The sequence below is a fragment of the Streptomyces pinistramenti genome, assembly GCF_020564935.1.
GTDB classification, from domain to species: Bacteria; Actinomycetota; Actinomycetes; order Streptomycetales; family Streptomycetaceae; genus Streptomyces; species Streptomyces pinistramenti.
Window position 1 is genome coordinate 17,671 of record NZ_JAJCXB010000036.1, and the last position, 22,821, is coordinate 40,491.

23 protein-coding genes, 1 tRNA gene and 1 pseudogene are annotated in these 22,821 nt (G+C 69.9%); 6 read left to right on the forward strand and 19 right to left on the reverse strand.

Annotated features, from left to right (window positions below):
* The first annotated feature begins 95 nt into the window (after nt 1–95).
* The gene (locus LIU39_RS22690) at nt 96–1,034 is read left to right on the forward strand and encodes a TRADD-N-associated membrane domain-containing protein (protein WP_227048672.1); all 939 of its coding nucleotides are present in this window, start codon (nt 96–98) and stop codon (nt 1,032–1,034) included.
* Between the two features lie 68 nt (nt 1,035–1,102).
* Here LIU39_RS22690 and LIU39_RS22695 read toward each other — a convergent pair whose 3' ends face one another.
* The 8 genes from LIU39_RS22695 to LIU39_RS22730 are packed head-to-tail and all read right to left on the reverse strand — an operon-like array spanning nt 1,103 to nt 8,259.
* A complete protein-coding gene (locus LIU39_RS22695; protein ID WP_227048673.1) occupies nt 1,103–1,696 on the reverse strand; it encodes a histidine phosphatase family protein in 594 nt (197 codons plus the stop codon).
* Complete coding sequence (locus LIU39_RS22700; RefSeq protein WP_227048674.1) at nt 1,689–2,450, reverse strand: SDR family NAD(P)-dependent oxidoreductase; 762 nt, start codon at nt 2,448–2,450, stop codon at nt 1,689–1,691. The genes LIU39_RS22695 and LIU39_RS22700 overlap by 8 nt, the downstream gene beginning before the upstream one ends.
* On the reverse strand, nt 2,435–3,571 hold the full coding sequence (locus LIU39_RS22705; RefSeq protein ID WP_227048675.1) for a hypothetical protein: 1,137 nt from the start codon (nt 3,569–3,571) through the stop codon (nt 2,435–2,437). Before LIU39_RS22705 ends, LIU39_RS22700 begins: the two co-directional genes overlap by 16 nt.
* A complete protein-coding gene (locus tag LIU39_RS22710) occupies nt 3,568–4,725 on the reverse strand; it encodes a glycosyltransferase family 9 protein (RefSeq protein ID WP_227048676.1) in 1,158 nt (385 codons plus the stop codon). The genes LIU39_RS22705 and LIU39_RS22710 overlap by 4 nt, the downstream gene beginning before the upstream one ends.
* Nucleotides 4,722–5,297, reverse strand: a complete 576-nt coding sequence (locus LIU39_RS22715; RefSeq protein WP_227048677.1) for a phosphoribosyltransferase family protein — start codon at nt 5,295–5,297, stop codon at nt 4,722–4,724. The genes LIU39_RS22710 and LIU39_RS22715 overlap by 4 nt, the downstream gene beginning before the upstream one ends.
* 47 nt (nt 5,298–5,344) lie before the next feature.
* Nucleotides 5,345–7,144 (reverse strand): DUF4254 domain-containing protein, encoded by a 1,800-nt coding sequence (locus LIU39_RS22720; protein ID WP_227048678.1) that lies wholly within the window; start codon nt 7,142–7,144, stop codon nt 5,345–5,347.
* Nucleotides 7,141–7,788, reverse strand: coding sequence for a hypothetical protein (locus tag LIU39_RS22725; protein ID WP_227048679.1), 648 nt, complete (start codon nt 7,786–7,788; stop codon nt 7,141–7,143). The genes LIU39_RS22720 and LIU39_RS22725 overlap by 4 nt, the downstream gene beginning before the upstream one ends.
* Before the next feature lie 3 nt (nt 7,789–7,791).
* A complete protein-coding gene (locus tag LIU39_RS22730) occupies nt 7,792–8,259 on the reverse strand; it encodes an NUDIX hydrolase (RefSeq protein ID WP_227048680.1) in 468 nt (155 codons plus the stop codon).
* Nucleotides 8,260–8,532: 273 nt separating this feature from the next.
* On the opposite strand from LIU39_RS22730, the gene LIU39_RS22735 reads away from it, so the two are divergent.
* From LIU39_RS22735 to LIU39_RS22745, 3 genes are read left to right on the forward strand one after another with little or no spacing between them, the layout of a single operon-like run.
* Nucleotides 8,533–9,606, forward strand: coding sequence for a helix-turn-helix domain-containing protein (locus tag LIU39_RS22735; RefSeq protein WP_227048737.1), 1,074 nt, complete (start codon nt 8,533–8,535; stop codon nt 9,604–9,606).
* Nucleotides 9,607–9,629: 23 nt separating this feature from the next.
* Complete coding sequence (locus LIU39_RS22740) at nt 9,630–10,199, forward strand: cysteine hydrolase family protein (protein ID WP_227048681.1); 570 nt, start codon at nt 9,630–9,632, stop codon at nt 10,197–10,199.
* A gap of 4 nt (nt 10,200–10,203) precedes the next feature.
* Nucleotides 10,204–11,142: an FAD-dependent oxidoreductase gene (locus LIU39_RS22745; protein ID WP_227048682.1), complete on the forward strand. Its 939-nt coding sequence runs from the start codon at nt 10,204–10,206 to the stop codon at nt 11,140–11,142.
* Nucleotides 11,143–11,215: 73 nt separating this feature from the next.
* Here the strand turns inward: LIU39_RS22745 and LIU39_RS22750 are convergent, their stop codons facing one another.
* The 4 genes from LIU39_RS22750 to LIU39_RS22765 form a co-directional block, all read right to left on the reverse strand.
* Nucleotides 11,216–12,931 carry a relaxase family protein gene (locus LIU39_RS22750; protein WP_227048683.1) on the reverse strand — a complete coding sequence of 572 codons (1,716 nt, stop codon included), beginning with the start codon at nt 12,929–12,931 and terminating at the stop codon, nt 11,216–11,218.
* Nucleotides 12,928–13,533 carry a plasmid mobilization protein gene (locus LIU39_RS35660; protein ID WP_372464007.1) on the reverse strand — a complete coding sequence of 202 codons (606 nt, stop codon included), beginning with the start codon at nt 13,531–13,533 and terminating at the stop codon, nt 12,928–12,930. The genes LIU39_RS22750 and LIU39_RS35660 overlap by 4 nt, the downstream gene beginning before the upstream one ends.
* A gap of 178 nt (nt 13,534–13,711) precedes the next feature.
* On the reverse strand, nt 13,712–14,968 hold the full coding sequence (locus LIU39_RS22760; RefSeq protein WP_227048685.1) for a DUF3631 domain-containing protein: 1,257 nt from the start codon (nt 14,966–14,968) through the stop codon (nt 13,712–13,714).
* 541 nt (nt 14,969–15,509) lie between these two features.
* Nucleotides 15,510–15,740 carry a helix-turn-helix transcriptional regulator gene (locus LIU39_RS22765; protein ID WP_227048686.1) on the reverse strand — a complete coding sequence of 77 codons (231 nt, stop codon included), beginning with the start codon at nt 15,738–15,740 and terminating at the stop codon, nt 15,510–15,512.
* A gap of 420 nt (nt 15,741–16,160) precedes the next feature.
* Between LIU39_RS22765 and LIU39_RS22770 the strand changes: the two genes are divergently transcribed.
* Both LIU39_RS22770 and LIU39_RS22775 read left to right on the forward strand, forming a co-directional pair.
* The gene (locus tag LIU39_RS22770; RefSeq protein WP_227048687.1) at nt 16,161–16,364 is read left to right on the forward strand and encodes a hypothetical protein; all 204 of its coding nucleotides are present in this window, start codon (nt 16,161–16,163) and stop codon (nt 16,362–16,364) included.
* The gene (locus tag LIU39_RS22775; protein ID WP_227048689.1) at nt 16,364–17,602 is read left to right on the forward strand and encodes a tyrosine-type recombinase/integrase; all 1,239 of its coding nucleotides are present in this window, start codon (nt 16,364–16,366) and stop codon (nt 17,600–17,602) included. The genes LIU39_RS22770 and LIU39_RS22775 overlap by 1 nt, the downstream gene beginning before the upstream one ends.
* 78 nt (nt 17,603–17,680) lie before the next feature.
* On the opposite strand, the gene LIU39_RS22780 is transcribed toward LIU39_RS22775, so the two are convergent.
* From LIU39_RS22780 to LIU39_RS22810, 7 genes and pseudogenes are all read right to left on the reverse strand, one after another.
* Nucleotides 17,681–18,034, reverse strand: coding sequence for a hypothetical protein (locus LIU39_RS22780; protein ID WP_227048690.1), 354 nt, complete (start codon nt 18,032–18,034; stop codon nt 17,681–17,683).
* 111 nt (nt 18,035–18,145) lie between these two features.
* Nucleotides 18,146–18,218, reverse strand: a tRNA-Arg gene (locus LIU39_RS22785).
* A gap of 565 nt (nt 18,219–18,783) precedes the next feature.
* A pseudogene (locus LIU39_RS35665) lies at nt 18,784–19,271 on the reverse strand (LysR substrate-binding domain-containing protein); the annotation flags it as partial.
* 208 nt (nt 19,272–19,479) lie between these two features.
* Complete coding sequence (locus LIU39_RS22795) at nt 19,480–19,923, reverse strand: hypothetical protein (protein WP_227048691.1); 444 nt, start codon at nt 19,921–19,923, stop codon at nt 19,480–19,482.
* 245 nt (nt 19,924–20,168) lie between these two features.
* Nucleotides 20,169–21,476 (reverse strand): putative T7SS-secreted protein, encoded by a 1,308-nt coding sequence (locus LIU39_RS22800; protein ID WP_227048692.1) that lies wholly within the window; start codon nt 21,474–21,476, stop codon nt 20,169–20,171.
* Nucleotides 21,473–21,775 carry a DUF6317 family protein gene (locus tag LIU39_RS22805; protein ID WP_227048693.1) on the reverse strand — a complete coding sequence of 101 codons (303 nt, stop codon included), beginning with the start codon at nt 21,773–21,775 and terminating at the stop codon, nt 21,473–21,475. Before LIU39_RS22805 ends, LIU39_RS22800 begins: the two co-directional genes overlap by 4 nt.
* Before the next feature lie 173 nt (nt 21,776–21,948).
* A complete protein-coding gene (locus LIU39_RS22810) occupies nt 21,949–22,614 on the reverse strand; it encodes a hypothetical protein (RefSeq protein WP_227048694.1) in 666 nt (221 codons plus the stop codon).
* Between the last annotated feature and the right edge of the window lie 207 nt (nt 22,615–22,821).

The following is a 22,821-nucleotide window of genomic DNA, read 5'->3' on the forward strand; positions in this document are numbered from 1 at the left end:
TTGTGTTGTGCAGCGGCTGACATGAATGCCCCGGCTCTGGAGAATCTCCACGTCTGCTGGACAGGCAAGTCCCCAGGGCTGCACGATCACCACTCATGGACAGTGTGGCCGAGCCTGACGGCAGTGAGACCACTTCTTCTAGAGCGCGCGGATGGCTCCTTGAGGGATGCATCGCCCTGGGGTCCTTCGCTCTGCTGTGGGTCGTTGGTTGGATCCTGAGTGGTGACAAGGCTTTGCCGGAGATCATCCAAGGAATCGTTGGTCTCCTCGGTGTCGGGCTCAGTGCTACCGGCATGGTTTGGTTCTTTCGCCGCAGAATGACCGCCGATGCGGACCGCTTCGCGGATGGGCGTGAGCGCGTACGCGACGCGGAACAGGGGCTCGAACGTGCGCTGCAGCCACACCTCGTCACCGATGGTCTGGTGGTGCAGGGCTCAGTGCACGGAGACGTAAGCATCCATTACCCAGGCACGGACGGCTCCGGTGCCCCCTTGCCTCCAGAGCCAGCTGATCGGGCGGAGGAGGAGGTTGCCAATGGAGTAGCAAACGTCCCCACTGCCGAAAGGAAGGGCAGGCTCCCTCTTTCCGAACTCTGGGCAGTGACTCACCGGCGTCTCGACCTGTATCACGAGATTGCCCTCAGCCAGGCTTCGCGCTCGTTCCGCAATGCCCAGATAGCCATGGGGCTTGGCTTCTCCCTTCTCGTCGCCTTCGTCTTCATGGCGCTGCGCGCCGGCACGACGGCGGGAAGTGTGGTGGCTGGCGGCTTGGGCGCCGTCGCGGCCACCCTGGCCGGATACGTCAGTCGGACATTCATCCGCTCCCAAGAAGCCGCGGCGGGGCACTTGAGGGCCTACTTCGATCAACCCTTGGAGTTCTCCCGCTACCTCGCTGCAGAACGGCTCATCGCCGAAGCTGAGTTGAGCGAGGAGCAGCGCGGCGAAATGCTGGCCACGCTAATCGAAGCGATGGTGGTAGCAGGATGCCAGAAGCCTGTGGCTAAAGATGCGGCCTCGAAGTCTCCCGCAACTTGAAGCGCCCTAACTTCAGGGGTGCGATCGTGGTGCTGAGAAGGGCCGACTGGCCTCATGAAGCCTGTTTTTCATTGGGCAGGTCGCTGAAGACCAGGCCCCATGCGTGGGTAGGCACGTAGCAGCCGAAGTTCGGCGAACTGCCAGGGGTTCCTCGCCGTAGCGGCGAACGCAGTGGGCCCCTCCGGCAGGCGCGTGAGGACGCCCAGAAGAAGGGTGTGGGACACCGCCAGGAGCGGCCCGTGCCGTTGGGCGGTGTGGTGGAGGAAGGTGGCGCAGTGGCGGGCGCGGGTGTGGAGGTCGGTGAGGCTTTCGCCGTCCTCGCAGCGTAGGGAGGGGTGGGCGAGGCGGCGGGCGCGCCAGGCTCGGTAGACCGGTGGGTAGGTCTCGGCGGTGCGGCCGAGGACGATGCTGGGGGCTCGCCATTCCGCGAGGAAGCCGGTCGTGGCGACGATGGGCAGGCCCGTGAGGTGCGCGACGAGGGTGGCGGTCTGGCGGGCGCGGGGGATTGGGCTGGTGACGATGGCGGCGATGCCAGCGGGGAGGGGTAGGGAGCGGCGTACCTGGTCGCGGCCTTCGAGGGTGAGGGTGGCCTGGTGCGGGGCGTGGTGGCCGGGGCGGTGGCCTTCGTAGGTGCCGTGGCGCATGAGCCAGATGTCAGCCAAGGATCCAGCCTCCGTCGACGCGCAGGGTCTGGCCGGTGATGAAGCCGGCCGCTTCGGTGGCGAGGAAGGCGACGGTCGCGGCGACGTCGTTCGGGTGGCCCCGGCGTTGGACGCACTGGCGGGCGAGTTGCCTGGCGGTCATGGCGTCCGGGTCGTCGACGACCATGTCCTCGGCGGGTACGCGGATGGAGCCGGGGGCGACGCAGTTGGCGGTGATGCCGGCGGGGCCGAGCTCGCGGGCGAGGGCGCGGGTGAGCCCTTCGAGGCCGGCCTTGGCGCTGATGTAGCCGGTGAGATCGTGGCGGCCCGCGGTGGCGAGGACGGAGCCGATGGTGATGATCCGGCCCCAGGCGCCGGCGGCCATGGCGGTGGTCAGCTCGTGGGCGAGGAGATAGTGGCTGGTCAGGTTGATGGCCAGGGCGTCGTCCCAGTGGGCCGGCTTCGTCTCCGTCCACGGTCGGCGGGGGTAGGCACCGGCGTTGCTGACCAGGATGTCGATCGGATCGAGTGCGTCTTGAGCCTGGTGGCAGAGGGCGCGTACGGCTTCGGCGTCGCGGAGATCGGCCTCCAGAGGGATCGCGATACCACCGCTTTCGGCGATGTGGGCGGCGAGTTCGGCTGCAGCCCGGTCGTCGTCGAGGTGGGCGAGAGCGACGGTGGCTCCGTCGGCGGCGAGGCGGCGGGTGATGGCCGAGCCGATGCCGCCGGTGGCTCCGGTGACCAGGGCGGTGCGGCCGTTCAAGGGGCCGGGCATGGCGACTCCAGGGGGCAGAAGTAAGCGGTGGGGTCGAAGGCAGGGCTCATGGCCTCGGCGAGCCGGGCGAGGAGGACGAGCCGTTCCTCGGGGGCGAGGTCGGCCAGGTTGTAGACGCCGAGGATGCGCAGGGCGAGGTAGGGGCGGAGCAGGTTGGCGAGGTCGGAGCCGGGCCAGAGCAGGTCCGCGACCGGCCGCACGAGCTGGTTCCAGTACGCCGTCACGGCGGCTCGGCGGGGCGCCGAGTGGCGAGGGGTGTAGTCGATGTGGAGGGTGTCCGTGGTGTCGTCCACGTCCGCTCGCCGGAGCTCGGGTCTGTTGGCCGGCACGTGCGCGAAGGTGGCGGGGTGGTCGGCGAAGGCGGCCGGGTTGTACGTGGGGACGAGCCAGCCGCCGAGGGCGGAGGCGTACCAGAGGAAGTTGGCGAACTCGCCCGGGATGCTGTTCATCCCAGCGGTGTCGTAGTCGAACCAGGCGAGCGGGTGGGCGAGGTTGACGTCGGTGGGGTCGCCCTGGGTGAGGGCAGCCCAGACCGGTTCCCGCGTGGCGAAGTGGGCGCGCAGCCACCGGAGGGGCGCGGCCCAATCCAGGTGGTGTCGGCGGCCGTTGATGTTCAGGTTGTACGTGCCGAGGCGGGATACCGGGAGGTCGATGAGGCCGTCGGCGATGAGGAAGTCCGCCCCGGCGTAGTACGCGTCGAGCCTGCCGCCGGGGGCTGCGCGGTCCCAGTACAGCTTGCGGACGACATGGGACGGGTCGGTTGGCTGCGCCGTCGCGAGGATGACCTCGCGGTACGCGGTCGTGAGTTGGTCCAGGTAGGTGTGGAGGGCGTTGCTCGGTTCGTCCGCGTTGAGGAGGTCGAGCAGGAGTCCTTGGTCGGTGCCGCTGGGAAGGCGCTCGTACGCGAGGAGGTGTCCCCCGGGTACGCGCAGGTGGGCGTGGAGGGCGGGGACGCGGTAGTGCCGTGCCAGGCGGGCGTGGCCGTGGATCTCCGCGCGTGCCTCGGCCGGGTCGCGGGTGTACTTCAGGAGCAGGGGGCGGCCGAGGAAGTCGACGGGGCACAGCAGGTTGCGGGTGAAACGCCGTACCGGGCCGACCCGCAGGCGTGGCCGGGCGGTCATTGGCCTACCCCGGCCAGCAAGTCGAGGCAGACCCGGGCCAGTGCGGCGGGCGGGAAGGCGTCCATGTGGAGGTCCGTGTCCGGAGTGATGGCGTCGCGGACGGGGCAGAGGTCGCCCTGGTGCATGCGGTCGGACAGGTCGGTGGCCACGGCGTGGTGGTGCAGCAGGCCGGTGCGCCACTTGCTGTGGCTGTGGCGCGCGTACAGGCCGACGACGGGCGGGCAGCCGCCGTCCCTGCCGTGAGCCATCGCGGCGAGGTGGGTGAGCCCGGTGTCGTTGCCGACGATCAGGTGGCAATGGGGGAAGAGGTCGGCGAGGTCGGTGGCCGGCACCCCGTCGAGGCGGAGGACCTGCGCGTGGCGGCGAGGGGCCTCCACGGTGATGCGGAGGCCGTCGGCCGGGTTGCCGCCGATGAGCAGCAGTCGGGCCTGGGTCTGCTGGGCCTCGCCGATGTGTTCGGCGAGCTCGATGTAGCGCCGGTCGGTGTAGTCCTTGCGCTCCGGCCAGCTGGTGGCGGTGATGGCGGCGAGGGTCAGGTCGTTCAGCCAGCCCATCGAGCGCAGCTCCGCCACGAGTTCGTTCGGCCTGGTTGCGAGAGCGGGAGCGAAGGGCGCCGTGACGGGGAGGCGGATGCCGAGACGGCGCTCCAGCGCCAGGTAGTGGCGGGCGGGCAGGTCGGGGTGGGCGCGGCCGTCGCTCGACCAGCAGGGCGGAGCGGCCGGGTCGAGCACCAGGTTCGCTGCCGCTTCCGAGCCGTGGGCCTCGACCCCGGACCGGTCGCCGATCACGGCGCGCCAGCCGTTGGGCGTGGTGGCCTGGGGACGGGTGAGCAGACCGGTGCGGGCGATGAGCCCCGCGTACGGGCCCACCGCCCGAACGACCACGCGAACCGAGCGCAGCCGCAGCCAGTCGAGGACCGCGCGGACTCCGGTAAGGGCGAGGAGGGTGTCGCCGAGCGTGCCCTCGAAGGCCACATCGATCTCGCCGCAGCCGCTCAGGCGGCGGACGAGCTCGGCGGAAGCGGGAAGCGGGAGCGGTGCGCCGACGGGGACGTCGTCCCGGTCGTACCCGAGCGGGGTGGTGTGGACAGCCCCAGCGGGAATGATCTGCGAGCCATGGTGGAACCGGATCGCTGCCAGCGCGACCGCGGTCACGCCGGGCCCTCGATCGTGGTGAGCGAGACGAGCGGCAGACCGAGGCTGGCGAGTAGATCGCGGGCTCCGCGTGTGGTGTCCTCCACCAGGCAGGCCGCCGCCAGCGGGACGGCGCCGGCCTCGCGGAGGCGGCGGGTGAGGTCGGCCAGGGTCCGGCCGGTGGTGGTCTCGTCGTCCACGATGACGATGCGCTGGCCGGTGGCGATGCCGTACGCGAAGACGTCGGTCCGCATCGCGTGGGGTTCGCTGAAGCGGACCGCGCCGTCGAGAGGCAGGTGCAGCTTCCAGGCGATCTTGTACGGCAGGTGGGCGGCCCCCGCGAGGGAGACGGTCGGCAGGATGCCGCCGGCGTCCAGGCCGAGGAGGAAGTCGACGGAGCCGAGTCCGTCCGGCACCTGATCCTGGAGCAGACGCCACAGGTGTGCCCCCGTGGTGGCCAGGGTGTCGGGGTGGACAGGGGCCTCCAGGCCGTCCAGGGAATGGATGACGCGTTCGCGGCGGCTCGTGGCTCCGACGCTGAGGCGTTCGACGATCCGGGCGGAGAAGGACGGGACAGCAAGGGTTTCGGGCATGGCGAAGCTCCTGTCGGGTGGAGAAGGAGGAAGGGGGGAGGGGCTGTTCAGGCGGCGAGCTGGGCGGCGTACCAGGCGAGGAGCTGGTCGACGGCCGCGGTGACGGGCTTGAGGACGGGCTCGGTGTCACCGTCGCGCCAGGCGCTGGAGGTCTCGGCCAGGGAGGGTACGGAGAGGGCGGTCAGGCCCGGCATGCGGGAGGCCGCGGCAAGGATCAGATCCGGGCCGGGCTCCCACTGGTCGTGCTCGCGGAGGAGGAGACGGCAGGCCAGTACGAGGTGCTTGTAGAGCTGGCGCAGGGTGGCCGGTCCCGCCTCGGCGCGCAGGCGGCGCATGGTGAGGATGACCTGGGGGAGTTCACGGACGGCGGCGAGTGCGAGCTCGTCGCGGCTGATCGTCGGCAGTTCGATGCCGGGGGCGGTGTGCAGGACAGGGCGGCCCTGCTGGAGCTGGTGAAGGGCGAAGGCCAGGCGCGGGGTGAGACGTCGGGCGGTCAGTTCGCCGGGAGTGACGAGGGTGGGGCCGAGGGAAGCCGCACCGTTCAGAGCCGTCCGGTATTGCTCCAGGGCCTCGTGGACCCGGCCGGTGACCTCGTGTTCGGCGATGACGAGCAGATCCAGGTCGGACCAGCCACCGATCCATGTGCCCTCGCCGGGGCTGCCGGTCAGGGCAACGAGCCGTACGCCGGGCCCGTATGCCCGTACCGCGTCGGTGAAGTCGGCCGTTGCCGAGGCGATGGCGGCCGGCAGGCCCAGCCCGTATGGGGTGGCCACGCGCAACGCTGTGGCGGCGGGCGGGGCGGTGATGCGCCGGAGCCGGGCGCGAAGGGCGGCGATGCTGCCGGAGTTGTCGAGCACGTGGTCGGCGAGTGCGGCGACCTGATGGGCGCCGCGGCTCATCTTGATCTCGTCCTTCGCGGCGACGGCCTGGGCCGGCGTCCCGGACCGCTCGACGCGTACGGCGAAGGAGGCGTCCAGGTAGACGATCTGGAGCAGGTCGCCCATGAGCTGCTTGAGTTCGGCGATCGAGGTGTCGTCGTGGACGGACTCGATCGTGAACAGCCGCGTGTCGACGTGGGCGTCCGCGAAGCGGTTCAGTTCGCCGAGCAGCAGCTCGGCCTGGCGCCTGGCCGAGAGCGCGTACGGGTCCGCCAGCCCCTCCCGGTGGGCCGCCTGCCGCAGCAGGAAGCCGATCTTGAGGCGCTGGGCGCCGCACATGCGCCGCACGAAGTCCGCGCTCGTGCTCTTGCCGCACTCGCTCAGCCCGCCGAAGGCGATGACCCGGCGCAGATGTCGGCTCGGCTTGATCTCCGTCGGGGTGATGTCGTCCCGGCCGTACAGCTTGAAACGGGCCGGGACGGGGAGACGACGGCGGCCGGCGACCACGTCGGTGACGAGCACGTCGAGAGCGGCGCACAGTTCTTCTCGCTGGCTGCGGAGCGCGGGGATACGGCGCCGGGTCAGCTCGTCCCGGGCGCCGGCCCGCTCGCTGTGCCAGATCCGCAGAGTCAGCACCGACAGGCGGTCGACGACGGAGGCGAGTGTCTCGGTGTGCAGCGGTGCGTCGGCGCGGCCCGCGTCCGCCAGCGAGCCGAGTACCTCGTCGGCCCGTTCGGCGAGCGCGTTGCGTTCGGCGTTGAGCTGATCGATCTCGCGCTTGCAGTCGGCGACCTGGGCGGCGGAGAGTAACGCGCCGCGCACCCGGTCCTCGGTGTCCCACAGGCGCCTGTTGACGGTGTGGAGCCGGGTGACGGTGTCGTCCAGGCGGCGCCGGTCCTTGTCCTGGAGCGTGGCTATGGCGCGGGCCAGGCCCGGGGGCAGGAGCAGAGGCGGGGAGTTCTGGGTCATCGGGGGCTCCCGTCGGTGAGTTGGGCGAGACCGGCGTGGTCGAGCACCTCGGCGTGGACCTCGTCCAGGGAGCGGCCCTCGCAGTCCACGACCGCGGTGTACGCGCCGTGGTCGGTCTGGTGGAGCAGGACCGCGTGCAGCGTCTTCTGGTAGGCCGGGTAGATCCCGGTCCAGGGACGGCCTTCGCGGGCGCTGGTGAGGGCGTAGCTGCGCTCGGCGTCGAGGGACGGGAGCAGGAGAATCGAGGTCTCCGGTGCTCGGGTGCGCGAACTGGCGATGCTTGTCACGGTCTTGAACGCTTCGCCGACCGTCAGCCCGTCCTTGACCACACAGGTCGCGGTGGCCACGGCGAGGAGCATGGGCAGACCCCGGTCGAGCAGGCCGGTACGCCCGGCCTCGCGGGCGGCGGCCCGCTTGGCGTGGCCGGCGAGCAGCATCTCGGTCAGTTCGACGGTCGTGGATGTCTCGAACCACCACCGGGCGTAGCCGTCGGCCGCCACACGTGCCCACGTCTCGGGGTCGTGCTCATGGACCGCGCCCAGCGGCTGGAATCCGTCCCATCGCTCGGTCAGTCGCGCGAGCTGCGTCGTCTTGCCCGCGTTGTCAGGGCCGTTGAGGCTGACGAAGTCCGGCATCTGCGTCATCGCTCATGCCTCGCGGATCGGGGTGTTGAGGACGGAGACGATCGCGTCCGTGTTCGTGGCGATGAAGTCGGCCAGCTCCGGCGGCATCAGGTTCAGCTCACGGACGGCCTCGGCGGTGAACGGCACCCGGACCACCTCGTACCCGCCGCGCTCCGGCTTGGCGAATTCCGTCCCCGTACGCGCGGCCAGGTCCATCGACTCCAGGCGCGCGGCGAAGAGGTGCTGGACGCCGACGCCGCCCGCCAGCTCGTCGGTGATCAGGTGCACGAGCTCGGCGCGCTCCAGCTTGCCGCCCAGCTCCTCGAACACCTCGCGGTGCAGGGCCGCTTCGATGGTCGCGTCGTCCTCCTCGACCCCTCCGCCGACCGTCACCCAGTACGGTTCCCGGCCCGGCTTGGTGCGCTTGATCAGGACCAGTTCGTCGCCGTCGAGGAGGATGGCGCGGGCGTTGCGCTTGACGATGTCGGTCATACCGTTGGCTCCTTCTGATGGTGGCAAGGGAGAGAACGGGCGGAGGGCCGCCTGGTGGTGGCGGTGCTCTCCGGCCCGGTGGACTCAGCATGGTGGAGAGCGCCGGCAGGGCGTGAGGGAGAAGCGCTGCAGCAACGCCGCACCGCTGCTGAACACGCGTGGCTACGCTGGGCACTTCGGTGTTTCACCGGACGACGGACGGGGGGTATGACGGTGGTCACGGTGCAGCGATGGTCCGGCCGGGAAGCCCGGCTGCTACGCGACGCCCTGCGCATGAGCCTGCGGGACTTCGCCGCGTACCTGGGCGTCAGCGACCGGACCGTGTCGAACTGGGAAGGCGGCGGGGCGGGTTACCAGCCTCGTGCCGAATCGCAAGCTGTCCTCGACACCGCGCTCGGCCACGCGTCGGATGACGCGAAGGCCCGGTTCGCGGCAGCGCTCGGTGCGAACGGCTCCGTTGCGCCCGTCGCGGGCAGGATCGGAGTCGACTCCCACAAGTTCCTGCCCGTCTTCATCGGGGTCGAGCGTGCCCGTCGGCTCCGTGCGCACATGGCACCGGACGGGGGTGCGGACTGGCTGGAGTTCTCATCGGCCCGGGTGGACCACCCCGAGGCGCAGGAGTGCGTCCTGCATGTCTTCGCGTGCGGAGTCGCCGTCTTCCGCCTCGTCCAGTCGCACGAGCCGCCCTCGCTCACCGAACTCGCCGTGTGGCGCTACCGTTCGTACGCCTCCGACCTGCCTTGGGCACGAGACACGCTCCGCGCCCTCCTGGACGAGGAGCACGCCTGCGTCCCCAGCCCCGAGTACGTCCTCTCCCTGTACTGGCTCACCGCCGGCCCCTGGGCCGGGGACACCTACGACACCGCCCTGCGCCTGCTGTCCACACCCTCGGTCCTGGTCGACCGCGGCACCCCGGGCGGGCCCGCTCCCCTGGACGGTTCGGTCGAGGAGTCGCTCCTCGTCACCGGCTTCGACCACCCGGACATCGTGTCCTTCGGCGTACGGGGAGTCTCCACCGGCTATGCCGGCTGGTCCGGCGTCGCCTACGCCTCCCACTCCCGCGAGCGCAGCCTCACCATCGACGAGATGGTCACCTGCGAACTGACCGTCCAGGCACTGTGGTGCTTCACCCACCAGATCCAGCAGATGATCGAGGACGGTCAGGACCCCTCCATGCCCGAGCAGTACGGCTGGCGCTTCCTGCGCGCCGCCTACTCCCGGCTCACCACGGCCCGCGCCCAGGAGACCGCTCAGCACGTCCTGATGCGGGAGGCCATCATGAAGACCAGCGGACTGGCCGAACGGCTGCGCGCCGCACAGGACGCTCTGCGTTCGAGCGTCGGCTGACAACCCGGGGCAGGAGAGAGCGGATGGACATCGGCAACGCCGCACTGGTCGTGATCGACATGCAGAACGGCTTCGTGAACCACCACAGCCGCCACGCCGTGCCCGCGGTCTCCGACCTGGTAGCCCAGTGGTCCGCCGCGGGTCGCCCCGTCATCTTCACCCGCTACTTCAACTACCCGGACAGCCCCTACGAGCGCTTCCACCAGTGGCACCGCCTGCAGAAGCCACCCGAGACCGACATCGTCGCCGATCTCGCCGAGGCCGCTGCCCGCGCACACGCGGTCGTCGACAAGACCGGGTACACGTTCTTCACCCCCGAAGGCACCGAGCTGCTCCGTCAGTCCGGCTGGACTGATCTGGTCTTCTGCGGGATTGCCACCGAGAGCTGTGTCTTGAAGTCCGCCGCCGACGCCTTCGAGCACGGCTACGCACCCTGGCTCGTCACCGACGCCTGCGCGAGCGAGGCAGGTCCCGACGTCCACGACGCCGGCCTCCTCGTCGCCCGCCGCCTGATTGGAACAGGCCAACTCATCACCGCAGCCCACGTGGTGGGGCAGCTCACTGCGCACGTCGGGGCGCCGGTGCTGGAATAGCCCCATGGCCGACACATCGTCCCGAACCGGTACGCCCGCCACCTACGACACCGACGTGATCGTCATCGGCGGCGGACCGGCGGGCTGCGCCGCCGCCCGCATGGCCGCCAGCGTCGGCATGCGCTCGATCCTGATCGAACCGGACGCCCTGTGCCGGAACCTCTACCGCATCCCGGCGTTGGACAACGTCCTCGGTGGCTACACCAGCGGCCCCCAGCTCGCCGACTCCATCACCACGGAACTGCACCGCACGGAGCTGTGCCGCCTCGAACTCGGTCGACGCGTCACCGAACTTCGCGCCGATGAAGCCCACGTGGCCGTCACGGTCGACACCGGCGACCGCCTCACCGCCCCGTACGCCATCGTCGCCACCGGCGTCGGCCCCCTCCAGCCCCGCGACGCCGCCTGGATCAGCGCGCCCGACGGCCTCACCCTGCCGCCGCTCTGGCAGGCCGAGGCGGACGACGCCGAGGGCCGCACCCTCCTCGTCCTCGGCGGTGACCGCCCGATCGGCACGTTCCTGCGCGCCCACCCGACCATCGACACCCGGCTGCTCGTGGCGTACCCGGAAGCGGACGCGTACAAGGTCGAGGAGATCCGCGACGACTCCCGCGTCAGGCTGTTGCCCGTCGAGCACCTGACGCTCGCCCGTCGGGACGGCACAGCGATCACAGCGGAAGCGGTGGGCCAGGACGGCGAACGGCAGACGGTCACGGTGGACGCCGCCTACCTCAGCATCGGGAACGCGCCGACCGCCCCGCCCGGCGCCCTGATCCGCAGGGCAGACGGCTACTGCCCTCCCGCTGACCAGCACCCCCGCCTCATCGTGGCCGGCGACCTGCGCTCCGCCCGCTTCCAACGGATCATGACCGCCCTGGGCTCCGGCAGTGAGGCCGCTCTGCAGGCGTACTACGCGGCCAGGGATCTGCTTGCCAGGGACTGAAATGCATGCCGGCACGGTGTGGTGAGGACGGCGGATATCTGCGATCCGCAGACGACGGCCTTGTTTCCGTGGTTCAGCGTCGTCGCAGAGTGCCGTTCGCGGGGCTGGTCCCCGTTTGTGCGGGGCGCGCCGGCGGGGCCGCAATCGAGTTGCCTCGTGCGTGCTGGTCCCGCGTACGCCGGGGGTCTGCGGGGAGGCCGGCCATCCGCCGCAGTCGCCATACGAGCACGTCGCTGATCCGCTCCGTCGTGCCCAACTCCCGCCGTGAGGCGGCCTGGGTGAGCAGGGCGGTGGGTCTGTGGCCGGCGGTCTGGGCGTCGGCCAGGGTGGCTGAGAGGGCGGGCCAACCAGGCTCGGCGAGGATTCGGTCGGCCAGCTCGGGAAGGGCGTGGCGCACGACGGCGGAGTGATGCTGTTGCAGGGATGGGGCCAGGCGGCGGCCCCGCTGGTGGAGCACGGTCATGGGGTGCTCGGCGGCGGCCTGATAGGCCACGCGCAGATGTTGGGCCGCCCGGTGGGCGGCCTCGGCCTGCTGGGCGTGCTGTTTCCTGGCATGCCAGTGCGCGGCGGTGATGGCGAGGAAGAACAGCATGTCGATGGCCATTGCCGTGGTGGCGCCGTCCTCGCCTCGACCGCGGGCCGGACCGCTGTGGACGAGGTCGCGGGCGGCTTGGCGCAGGGCGCCGTCGTGGCCGTGTGCGGCGCGGATGCGGGAGCGGGAGGCGCGTTCGAACACGGAGGCAGCTTCCTGTAGTTCGTGGCGGGTGTGGGCGGCGGAGGTCTTGGCGAGGGCGTCGAGGACCTCCCCGGTGGCGGCGATCTGGGTGGCAACGGTGCCGTCGTTGCCGTGATCGATGATGAGCAGTGCCTGCCAGGCCGCGGTGGCGGCGCTCCGGCGCGCGGATGCGGGCCCGGTCAGCGACGGCAGGACCAGTTGCGGGGTGCCTTCGTCCGAGGGCTGTGTCCAGCGTTCGCGGATGCGGGGCAGGGACAGGTCCGGGGCGAGCTTGGAGCCGGCGTAGAAGACGGGCTCCCCTTTGGCGTTGCGGTTGTCGGGGAGGGCGATGGTGTAGCCGAGGGCGTCGCCCGATGGCGCGATGCGGCGCCGGATGAGTAGACCGGCCGCTGAGAGGCGGTCGAAGAATTCCTCCTCGCTCGCCGCGCCGGCCACCGAGCGGCGGACCGTCGCGCGGAGTTCTTCGCGCGGGGTGCGTTGCCGGCTGTGGCGTTGGGCTTTGTGGCGTTCGGTGCTGGTGGGGCGCTTGGCGGCGGTGCCGTCGCCGGCCGCCACACGGCGCAAGTCGTAGTCGGCTTCGATGTGGCGGCACTCGGTCTGGGCGCGTTTGGCGGAACGGTGGTGGTTGGGTCGGCGGCCGTCTTCGCGGACGAGGGTGGCGATGAGGTGGATGTGGTCGTCGGCGTGGCGGACTGCGGCCCAGCGGCACCCTGCGTCGTCGCCGGGGTCGATGCCGGTGGCGGCGATGACGCGGCGGGCGATGTCGGCCCACTCGGTGTCGGTGAGGGTGCGGTCGCCGGGGGCGGCGCGGACCGAGGCGTGCCACACGTGCTTGGCGGGGCGTGTGTCGTCGGTGAGGAGGTGCAGGGGTTCGTCCAGGAGGCGGGCGAGATCGTCGAGGGTGGCGTTCGGATCGCGGCCTGGGTCGGGGGCGAGGCCGTCGAAGGAAGCGACGAGGTGAGGGTCGGTGTGTTCCTCGCGGCGGCCGGGGCCGTAGAGGTAGGCGAGCAATCGTGCGGTGTTGCCGCCCTGCTTGTGGATGGAAGGGATCAAGCGGCGGCGCCTTCGGCGTTCGGGTGGGTCACGCGGGTGGTGATGCGGCGGATGTCTTCGGTGGCACGGTGAACAGCGGCGGTGGTGTCCTGCAGGCCGTCGGGGTAGGCGCCGCTATTGAGGGCATGGGCAGCCTGGTTGAGGTTGTTGTTGGCGTGACCGAGCTGGCGCCGGATCGCGAAGAGGGCGGTCAGGGTGTCTTGCTGGGTGGCGATGGCGGCGGCGGTGTGGTCGAGATCGCGGGTAGCGGCGAGCCCGCTGTGGGCGAGGAAGCCGGCGATGCTCATGCCGACGGCTTCGGCGCCGGCGGCGATGATCGTGTGCTCGGTTGCGCTGAGGCGGACGCTGTGCGCGCGACGCTGCGTGCGGGCACGCAGGCGGGGCTTGCCTCGGCGCCGTACCGGCTGCGGTCCGCCCCCGGTCGCAGCCCCTTCCTCCCGTGCCCCCTGGCACGGGAGGCTGCCCGCCACCCCCAGGGCGGGCACGGGTTCGGACGCACCCCCTGCGGGGGAGTGTCCGAACCTCCAACTTGCTCCGTCTGGGGTGGGGGCGGTGGGCATCTTCTGCTGACCGTTGTCGGGCTCGTGGGGTGGGTTGCGCATGGTGGTGCTCCGGGTTGTGGGTGGGGCGTCGTCGCGTCCGTCGCATCCGTTGCGTGGCTGGTCAGGGCAGGTACGGACAGGGCCGCAGGTACGGAGTGATCCGTCTTGGCGGGGAGGTCCGTCCCGCGCTGACCTGCGCGGGGACGGATGCGACGGAGTGATGCGGGGCCGGGGGTGGTCAGCGGGTGTGCTTGGGGCCGGTGGCGCCGCCGGGCGGGCCGACGGGGCGCGTTCCGGTCGGTGGGGCGGGAGGCTTGCCCTGAGCGGGGCGTGCGGGGGCGGGCTCGTGTCCGGGGGTGGGTGCCGGTTGGGTGGGGTCGGGGCAGTAGCGGGCCCAGGCGTCGAGGAACTGGTTGCGGGCGTATGCCTTGGCCTGTCTGCCTTCCTCGAAGCGGTGGTTGGCAGGGCTGATGCCGAAGTCCCGCAGGAGATTGGCCAGGTGGTAGGCGTTCAGGCCCTTGGTCCCGTACTCGGCCCACGGCGCCTCGGCGTCCTGGATCAGGGCGGCCAGCAGGTCCTGGCTGCGCAACGCCTCCTTGTTGCCCTTCCGTTCGAAGACGCGGCGGATGTCACGCAGCAGACGGGTCTTCAGGGTGGTCTGCTCGTCCTGGGCCACCTCGTTGTGCGTCATTGCCAGGCAGGCGGCGCGGGCCTGGGCGGGCCAGTGGCTGCCGGCCAGGTCGGCGACGATGACCAGCGGCTCCCAGGTGTCCGCGGCGCGGTCCTCGACCGGCATCTGCGGCACCAGGCGGGCAGCGGCACCCCGCAGTGGAGCCAGCCACGCGGTCAGCCGGTCGCGGAGGGCGTTCAGTTCGGGAACGGAGTACCGCGAGCGAAACGGGGCGATCCGCTCGCCAGGCTTGCGCTTCTGCATCCGGAGCACGACCGCCCGGTCCATGATCGTGTCCGGCAGGTCGCCGATCCCGGCCAGCGCGGCCATGGCGAAGGTGGGAAACGCGGTCGGCTTGTGCTCGGGGCCGGAGATCCGCCAGGCAGGCCGGTTGCGCTGGTGCCCGGCGTTCAGGAGGCCGCGCAGGTCCTCCTTGTCGCCGGCCTTGGGGCCGAAGATGGTGTCGGCCTCGTCCACCAGCAGCGTGGGCGGGGTCTTGCCGATGACGCGGAAGACGACGGCCGGGGAGGTGTTCACCGTCATCATCGGCTGGTGCACGGTCTCGTGGAGCACGTCCAGGACACGGGACTTGCCGCACCCCTTGGTCGGCCCCACCACCGCCAGGCGGGGCGCGTGCTGGAGGGCGGGCTGGATGTGGCTGGCCGCCACCCACAGCGTGACCGCGGTCAGCGCCTCGTCACTCGGCAGCACCACGTACCGGCCGATCGCCGCACGCAGGTCGTCAAGGAGTGCCGCCCCGTCACCGGCCGTCTCGACGCCGGTCCCATCGCGGTCCCCGGCCCCCGATCCGCTCTCGGGGACCACGGTCCCGTCCTGCGCGGTCCCCTCCACCAGGCCGTCGGTCCCCGGTGACCGGTGGGGACCGTCCCCACCACGATCCCCGAGTGTGGTCCCCACGTGTCGGGGACCGGTCCCCAAGGCGCTGGCCTGCACGTTCTCGACAGCTATGCAGGTTTGGTCCCCCGCCTCCGCCGTCTGGGGACCAGGCTCAATGCGGGGACGGTCCTCGGTCCCCGCATCGGTGGACCGCCGGTCCCCACGCGTGTTTGCGTGCGGGGACTGGTCCGGAGTATCCGCGGCGAGCGGACCGCCCTCGGCCGACGGTTGGTCCGCCCGGCGCCACAGTGCTCCCTGGCCGGGGACCGCGACCGTGGGCCAGACGGATTTGGGGGATGTGTTCGTGATGGGGGACGTCGAGTCCTCCATAGACCTTCCTCTCTGGCAAGGGGCAGGATGGGCTAGATCCCGCCCCTTGCAGGCTCGTTCGTTCAGGGATGGGCGCTGTGCCGGGGGATCTCCAGCCTTCAGCGTTGGCGAGTCGAGGGCCACATCGTTTTCGCGCGGGTCAGGCCGTGAGGTCGTACGCGGACTGGGCGGCGAGCCACTCGTCCACCTCCGGCCAGCGGTAGCGCAGGTGGCGGCCGACCTTGAGGGCGTTCGGGCCGATGCGGCGGTGCCGCCACTGGTAGAGGGTCTTCACCGGCACGCCTAGGTAGGCGGCAACGTCCTCCGGCGTGGCCAGCGGGGTGCGGCCCGTACCGCTGGAGGCAGCTGCAAGGCGAGGGGTTCGAGGCATGGGGCTCCTTCACGGAAATAGGGGATGGATACCGTGGCCACGGTTTCCCTGCCGCGCTCAGCGGCATTTTCGAGTCTCCCGTGACCCCGTCAATCGGCATATCGCCGACTGGAATGAAACAGTAAACGCGAATCCGCTGTTGATCTTCATCATCGAGAGGGAGGCAGTGAATCCGTCCGATTCTTGCCGAAAAATCCCTGCCGCGCTGGCCGATCCATCCGAAGGTAAAGAGCGAGGTCAGCGGCGTACCGAGGCGTCCGGATGTACCCACCGCTGGAGGCGGCGCGGAACATAGCACAGAATTCCCGCTTCCCCGAATCGCTCACCCCGCGTCGCGGATTGCCGGGTGCCGATAAGTTGTGGAGAGTTCTTGAGTTAACTCTTGCCATTTCCCGGCGGTGCAAGTTACAGCTATCTGTCATGGCAACACGATCCACCGAAATAGGCCCCACGAGAAACCAGGCCACCCGCAATATCGAACGCCCACGCCCGGCGCGCAGCTTCTCCCCGCACCAGATCGCCGGCGACGGCCTCGTCCCCCTCGCCGCCCCGGGCTCCCCGCTCCTGCCGCCGCTTGCGGTCACAGAGCCTGCGGACGCCAACGCCCTCCAGGGGTGTGGCTGATGGCACGAGTCTGGATCGAGGACCGCAACGGGCACACGGCGTACACACAGGCCGTGGAGAAGGCCAAGCGGGCCGGGCGCACTCCTCCCGGGCGCTACCGCGTGCGCTGGTACGCCCCGGACGGCAAACCGAAGATGAAGACCCTGGCCCGCAAGGTCGACGCGGAGGCCGAACGAACGAGGGTGGAATCCCGCCTCGGCGATGGCACCTACCGTGATCCGGCCGCGGGGCGCGTGAAGCTCGCGGAGGTAGCGGAGTCGTGGCTGGCGGGGCAGGTCCACCTCAAGCGCTCAACACGCAACCGCTACCGGGGTGTTCTCGACGTCCACGTGCTCCCCAAGTGGGGCTCCACCCCGTTGGACCGCATCCGCTTCGAAGATGTCTCCGAGTGGCTCGCCGAGATGCTGTCCGGCGATGCGGCGGGCGGCAGGAAGCTCAGCCCCCGCTCGGTCCGCAAGGCGTACGTCGTCCTCAACCGCGTACTCGGCTTCGCCGTCAAGTCCCGCCGCCTCGCCTTCAACCCGGCCGCCGGTGTCCCCCTGCCCAAGCCGATGCCGGCTGACCATGTCTATCTCGACGACATGCAGGTCGAGGCCCTGGCCGATGCGGCAGGCGACTACAGGGTGTTCATCCTCCTGCTCGCCTACACCGGTCTACGCTGGGGCGAGGCGTCCGCGCTGAAGGTGGGCCGCGTCGACCTCGACGCGTGCCGTGCGCACGTCGTCGAGGCGTACGTTGAGGACAACGGCAAGCTCTACCTCGACAGCCCCAAGAACCACGAGCGCCGGTCCGTGCCGATCCCGCGGTTCCTCGTCGAGGAGTTGAAGTCCCACGTCGAGGGGCGGGAAGAGGGCGAGCTGCTGTTCACCGCACCACAGGGCGGACCGCTGCGTGCGCGCAACTTCCGTCAGCGGTTCTTCGCGCCGGCGGTCACCAAGGCGGACCTTGGCCACCTCAAGCTCACCCCGCACAAACTGCGGCACACGGCAGCCTCGCTCGCCATCGCCAGTGGCGCGGACGTCAACGTCGTCCAGACCATGCTCGGCCACAAGTCCGCGACCTTGACGTTGGACACCTACGGCCACCTCTTCCCCGACCGCCTCGACGAGGTCTCGAAGAAAATGCACAAGCGCCGCGCCAAGCAACTGGCCAAGGCGAAGGCCAAGCTGGAGAAGGCGGAGAGGAAGGCACGCGAGGCCGCAGGTGTGGTGGCAGACCTGGAGGGCGTCGCAGTGTGACGGCTGCCCGATCCGTGCCGAGGTACCCAAGGAACTGCCCGCCAGAGCAGCGGGCAGCATACGGCGCCAGGGTGCCGCTCAGCCGTTACTCGGCCTCTGGTTCATGTGCGGTCGCATGAGGGCATCCACTGCCTCGGCAGCGTTGCGCATTGCCACTCGACTGATCTCTTCGGGGACCTTGCGGTCGTCGTAGACGAAGAGACGTCCGTCGACGAGCTGGGTCTTCGGCTGCCAGTCGAGGCGGCGGCCCGCCTCGCGGGCGGCACGCCGTACGTCCTTGAGCTCGCCCATCTCTTCGAGGTCGCTGCTGCTCAGGATCAGCTGCCCGTAGTAGCCCTGGTAGCCGGGCTTCAGCTCAGCCTCCATGAGGCTCTCCAGGCGGTCGACCAGGTTGTCATGGCGGCGCTTGGCCAGTTCGTCCTTGGCGGGCATCGCGGTACAGCTCCCCCTTGGCGCACACCCCATGTGTGCCAAATCCGTGCCGGAAGCCAGAGGCCCTGTCGCCCCAACGGGTGACAGGGCCTCTGACCTGCTACTTAAGCGTGCCCCCGGCAGGATTCGAACCTGCGACACCCGCTTTAGGAGAGCGGTGCTCTATCCCCTGAGCTACGGAGGCCGGGGTTTGTACGTAACCCGGTTGGAAGCTCAGTGGCTGAGCTTTTGGCCTGGTTGGACAAACCCGCTGGGCGGACGGTCCGTGCGGCGATCGCCTGGTGTGCTCGGCGAAGGCAGCGGCGGAGATTCCGGCCGACCCCTGACAGGGTAGCGGATGCGTCCCCTGCGGATCGCCCCCGTGGTCTCCCGGCCTTGTTGCCGTCCGCTGACGTGGGGGTTTGCCGGGGTTCAGGGCCTCGCAAGGGCAGGCCGGTGAGCTGGGGCCGATGGGGGAGGGCGGTGAATTGTTCGTGCCGCCGCTGGTCGGGCGGAGTGCGTGCCATCACGCTGGTCGCTGCCGCACCGATGGCCGTGGCGACGTCGCCGTCGCGCTCAAGGGCCACGAGATCGCGAGCCAGGGGCTGGGTGACGGGGCAGCCGGGCCGCCGCCCGCCACCGTCGGTCCCGTAGCAGGTGATCGCGGTGCGTCAGCAGGAAGAGTCTGAACTTGCGGGTGGGGGTGGTTTCTTGGCGGTCGTTCATGTGGATCAGGGTGATGTCGCGGTCCGCGCCTGGGGCGTCGACGGTCAGTTCGGTGACGCCGGGGTGGGGTGCGGCGGGGCGGGGAGGAGGGCCACGCCGAGGACGGCGGCGACCAGGCCGCGGAAGGTTTCCACCTCCTCGCCCCCGAAGGCGATGCGCGGTGTGAAGCCGGCTTCGGTGCACAGCCGGTCGGTGATCTGGCGCAGGCCGTAGCCCGATGGCAGGGGGGCGAAGGCGTGGTCGCGGACGTCCGCGAGCCGGGCCAGGGGGCTTCCGGCCAGCGGGTGGCATGGGGGTACGACCAGTCGCAGTCGCTGCCGGTGGGCCCGGTGGGCGGCCGGGGCGGGCTTGTGCGGCGGTGGTGAGAGAAGGTGAGGTCCAGTTCGCCGGTGGGCAGCCGGGACAGCAGTGTGGTGCCGTAGTCCTGCATCAGCTGGAAGCGGATGCGCGGGTAGTGCTCGCTGAACTCGCGCAGCAGGTCGGGGACGGTGGAGGGGCCGGGGGTGTGCGGGAAGCCGAAGGCGATCCGGCCGCTGTGCGGGTCGGCGTCCTCGCGGACCGTCCGGCCGCCTCATTCGACGTGCACGAGGCGCGTTCGGCGTGGGTGAGGAGGCTGCGGTCGGTGGAGGTCAGCCGGACCCGGCGACCGTGGCGGGCCAGTAGCTGGGGCGGCTGTGTGGGGGGCGGGGCTGGCTCTCGGCTTCCACCGGATCCAGGCGTCGCCCTTCGGATACTGCTGATCAGCCGAAGGGCGACGCCGCGGCGGCGGTGTGCTCCTCGGCCAGGGTGCTCGGACGCGGTGGGGCCGTGAAGGAGATGCCGCCGGCCACCACGGTCGCCAGCTCCAGGAATTCTTCCTGAGCTTCGCGTTCCTCCGTGGACAATACGACCACCACCGCCTGGGGAACCCGGGGGAATGCCATCTGGAAGCTGACGGAGAGCACTTCGGCGGCTCCGTCCGCCGGGACTCCGAAGAATGCCCCTGGCACCGGAATCACGGCGTCCGAAACCACGACCGCAGCCAGTCCCGCGGGCAGCTCGACGATGCCTTTCCGCAGTCCGGCGCCGTCCTCCGTATGCGCGTCAAGCGTGTGGCGGGCAAAGAGATGGGGGTCTCCTGCGGGTCGGTCGACCACGGATATCTGGCACGTTCCGGTGAGGAGCAGATCGGCGTCCGTGCGCAAGACGAAAGAGCTGAAGTGGACCAGTCCTTCTTCGGCCAGCTTGCTCAGTGCGGCTTCGAAACTGAGTGCGCTGGTGACCAGTTGCTTCCGGGTTGCCGAAGGGCAGATCTGCGCGAGTGCGTCCTAGTTGGCATCCATACGCGCCGCGGCCTCACCCGAGAGATCGATGGGATGGAAGCCTTCGGGCAGCGCGTACCACATCGGCAGGAGTTCGGACGATGGCGTGGTCACGGATTCTTGGATCATCACAGGGCCTTGGCGACGGAGAAAATCCTCTTCAGCGGGTCAACTGCCATACCGGCACCGACGAGGCCGTCGTTGATTTCCGTGCCCTGTGTCGCCCTGTCGGTGGTTTTGTCGCTGTGAGTCCAGCCCATGTCCAGGCTCTGGGCGGTAGGCACGGCGAGACCTCCGGTTGCCACTGCCTGTGTCACATCAGCGGCCATCTCCGCAGCCCCCTTCGACGAGCCGAGTTTCTGCGCCGCCCATTCGACCGGCGCCCCGATGACGCGATTCGAGGGGCTCGCCGCCTTGGCGAATTCGCTGAAGTGCGTGGCGCCGGTCTTCGCCGCCCGCGAGACGGTCGTGGCGGTCTTCGCCACCGCGCCTGCGCCGCGTGCCGCGCCGAAACCTGCCCGCCCCGCGCCTATGGCCGCCTTGGTCCCTTTGACGGCAGGGCCGACGCCGGGAACCGCGCCGAGCACATCTCCGCCGAGAGTGGCCCATTCACTGATGTTCTTCGATGTCGGCGGAAACATGTCCTTGCCGCTTTTGATGTACTGGTTGGCGTGCTGGGCTGCCGCGGCCAGGCTGAGTCCGATGGCGAGCGGCACGAGCACCGGCACGAAGATGGCGGCGATACCGGCGACCGTCGCCGCGATGGTCAGCAGGTCACCGCCGTGCTCGTCCCACCAGTCCCCGACCGTGTCCCAGAACCCGCCCCCGGGCGCGTGGTCGCTGGCGTGTTTGCGGATCTGGTCGGCGAAGTCCTGTGCAGTGTCCCCGTGATGGCGTTCCAGCTTCTTCGCGTCGTCGATGAGGTCCTGCAGCTTGGTGCTCGCGTGATCCAGCGCCTTCCACGCGCTGTCCGCGCGGTCCTGGGCGACATCGAGACGGTGCTGGGCGCTGTCGAGTTCGGTCTTGGTCTCGAAAATCTGCCCCGCCAGCTTCAGATCGGGGTGAACACGGGCCGTCTCGTACCGCTGCTCAGCGCTTTCCGCTTCCTTCCTGGCGCTCTTGGCGTCTTCTTCGAAGTTGTTCGCCTTCACCTTCATGTCGTGCAGCGAATCGCTCCACTCACCCAGCTCACCACCCGCGGCCTTGAGCGAGTCATGGGCCCGCTTGAGATAATCGGGAAGGTCCGTCACCTTCTTGGCGAACACCTTGGCCGCGTCTCCGGTCCAGTAGGAGCTTTCCTTGTCCAAGGAGTCCAGCAGGTCGTAGGTGCTCTTGAGGGTTTCTGCGGTCTTCTTGAGGTTGTCGGCGAGATTGGTCGCCAAGTGCGGATGGCCCGGAGTCGGGTTCCAGCCCAGCCCGCTCCAGTCGTCGCTCACTTCGCTCCTCCGCCGGCCTTCGCGAACCCGCTCTCGATCTCTTCTTCGGTCTTTTCATAGGCATTGAGGATGGCCGGCAACGCTTCGTTGAGCGTCTTCAGTCGCTTCTTCGTTTCCTTCAGCCCGTGCTCCCAGTCGTCCTCGAAGGTCTCGCATGCCTTGTCGAGTGGCCGCTTCCCGAGGTTCTTCGGGCCGGTGTCCTTCATCCTGCGCAGAGCCTCTTCCAACTGGCTTTCGCTGTCCTCCAGCTTCTTCTTCAGCTTCCGCAGCTGAGCCAGATCAGCCGTGAAATCCGCCATGCCTCCCCCTACTGTTCGATGGACCCGGTTCTTCTCGTACGGCCTTTACCCGCGCGGGTTCTTGTTCTCGTTCTCACGTGCGGCGACGGCCTTCCGGTACGCGGCGACAACCGGACCGTGCATCCGGATTCCTTCTGTGCGCAGCCGCCGGGACCGCATGATCAACCGGACGCTCAGAACCAGTGGCGCCACGGCGCACACCTGGAGCACCGCGTAAGGCAGCCAGAACCCCCAGGCGACCCCTGCGAAACCCTCGGCCGCAGGCCGGCCAGCATGGCCAGGGCCGCGCCCACAACGGCCCGGTCGCTCTTGGCGCGGGATTGCTGCAACCCCTTCTCAGCCGATGCCAGGATGGCTTCGTCCAGGGGGGCGAAGCCATCGCGTTCGCGGACCCGGTGGGCCGCGCGCTGGGCCGCCGCACTCTCCCGCACCGCCTCAGGAGCAGGGCTGCCGCGCACGTCCGCATCCGTCGCGGAACCCGGCTGCGTGTCCATGCGATAAAAGAGCCACTGTCCTCCGGCCCCATGAGACTGCCGCAGGAAACCCTCTTCACGTGCGATGTCCTCGGCCTGCCCGGCGGACGTACCCGGATAGCCGGCGGGATCGATTCGCACATGCCCCCGGGCGTTCGGGATCCCTGAACGCAACTCCTGCCGCAGCTCTTCGGCGCGCTGCTCCGACGGGGCGTTCCTGCGCTGCCTGCGCGTGTCCCAGGAAGCGAAGGCGCCGAAAAGCAACAACACCCCGAGGACAGCTGCCGCCCACTTCAGAAAGCCGGAATCGGCATGTCCGCCCGGCGGAGCCGCCCACCCGCCGACAGCAAGAAATACCTGGCTCATGCCCACCCCTTTATCCGCACCGGAAATGCGAGGCTCGGTCTCCCCAAAGGCCGGACGTGGCACGGCCGTTACCCGCCCGCCTGAGGAACAGGAGCTGAAGGAGAAGCATGCCGACGCTCGGCAGCGAAACGAATCCGGTCGGTTTCGCCGACGCCACATCCCACACAACGGTGCGCTTTCCCGTTGGGGATACGTGTGATGAAGGGA

Excerpts from the sequence above, each read along its gene's own strand:
- LIU39_RS22690 (WP_227048672.1), top strand. The coding sequence starts at position 96 with ATGGACAGTGTGGCCGAGCCTGACGGCAGTGAGACCACTTCTTCTAGA.
- LIU39_RS22700 (WP_227048674.1), bottom strand. The coding sequence starts at position 2,450 with ATGCCCGGCCCCTTGAACGGCCGCACCGCCCTGGTCACCGGAGCCACC.
- LIU39_RS22705 (WP_227048675.1), bottom strand. The coding sequence starts at position 3,571 with ATGACCGCCCGGCCACGCCTGCGGGTCGGCCCGGTACGGCGTTTCACC.
- LIU39_RS22715 (WP_227048677.1), bottom strand. The coding sequence starts at position 5,297 with ATGCCCGAAACCCTTGCTGTCCCGTCCTTCTCCGCCCGGATCGTCGAA.
- LIU39_RS22720 (WP_227048678.1), bottom strand. The coding sequence starts at position 7,144 with ATGACCCAGAACTCCCCGCCTCTGCTCCTGCCCCCGGGCCTGGCCCGC.
- LIU39_RS22725 (WP_227048679.1), bottom strand. The coding sequence starts at position 7,788 with ATGACGCAGATGCCGGACTTCGTCAGCCTCAACGGCCCTGACAACGCG.
- LIU39_RS22730 (WP_227048680.1), bottom strand. The coding sequence starts at position 8,259 with ATGACCGACATCGTCAAGCGCAACGCCCGCGCCATCCTCCTCGACGGC.
- LIU39_RS22735 (WP_227048737.1), top strand. The coding sequence starts at position 8,533 with ATGAGCCTGCGGGACTTCGCCGCGTACCTGGGCGTCAGCGACCGGACC.
- LIU39_RS22740 (WP_227048681.1), top strand. The coding sequence starts at position 9,630 with ATGGACATCGGCAACGCCGCACTGGTCGTGATCGACATGCAGAACGGC.
- LIU39_RS22745 (WP_227048682.1), top strand. The coding sequence starts at position 10,204 with ATGGCCGACACATCGTCCCGAACCGGTACGCCCGCCACCTACGACACC.
- LIU39_RS35660 (WP_372464007.1), bottom strand. The coding sequence starts at position 13,533 with ATGCGCAACCCACCCCACGAGCCCGACAACGGTCAGCAGAAGATGCCC.
- LIU39_RS22765 (WP_227048686.1), bottom strand. The coding sequence starts at position 15,740 with ATGCCTCGAACCCCTCGCCTTGCAGCTGCCTCCAGCGGTACGGGCCGC.
- LIU39_RS22770 (WP_227048687.1), top strand. The coding sequence starts at position 16,161 with ATGGCAACACGATCCACCGAAATAGGCCCCACGAGAAACCAGGCCACC.
- LIU39_RS22775 (WP_227048689.1), top strand. The coding sequence starts at position 16,364 with ATGGCACGAGTCTGGATCGAGGACCGCAACGGGCACACGGCGTACACA.
- LIU39_RS22780 (WP_227048690.1), bottom strand. The coding sequence starts at position 18,034 with ATGCCCGCCAAGGACGAACTGGCCAAGCGCCGCCATGACAACCTGGTC.
- LIU39_RS22805 (WP_227048693.1), bottom strand. The coding sequence starts at position 21,775 with ATGGCGGATTTCACGGCTGATCTGGCTCAGCTGCGGAAGCTGAAGAAG.
- LIU39_RS22810 (WP_227048694.1), bottom strand. The coding sequence starts at position 22,614 with ATGAGCCAGGTATTTCTTGCTGTCGGCGGGTGGGCGGCTCCGCCGGGC.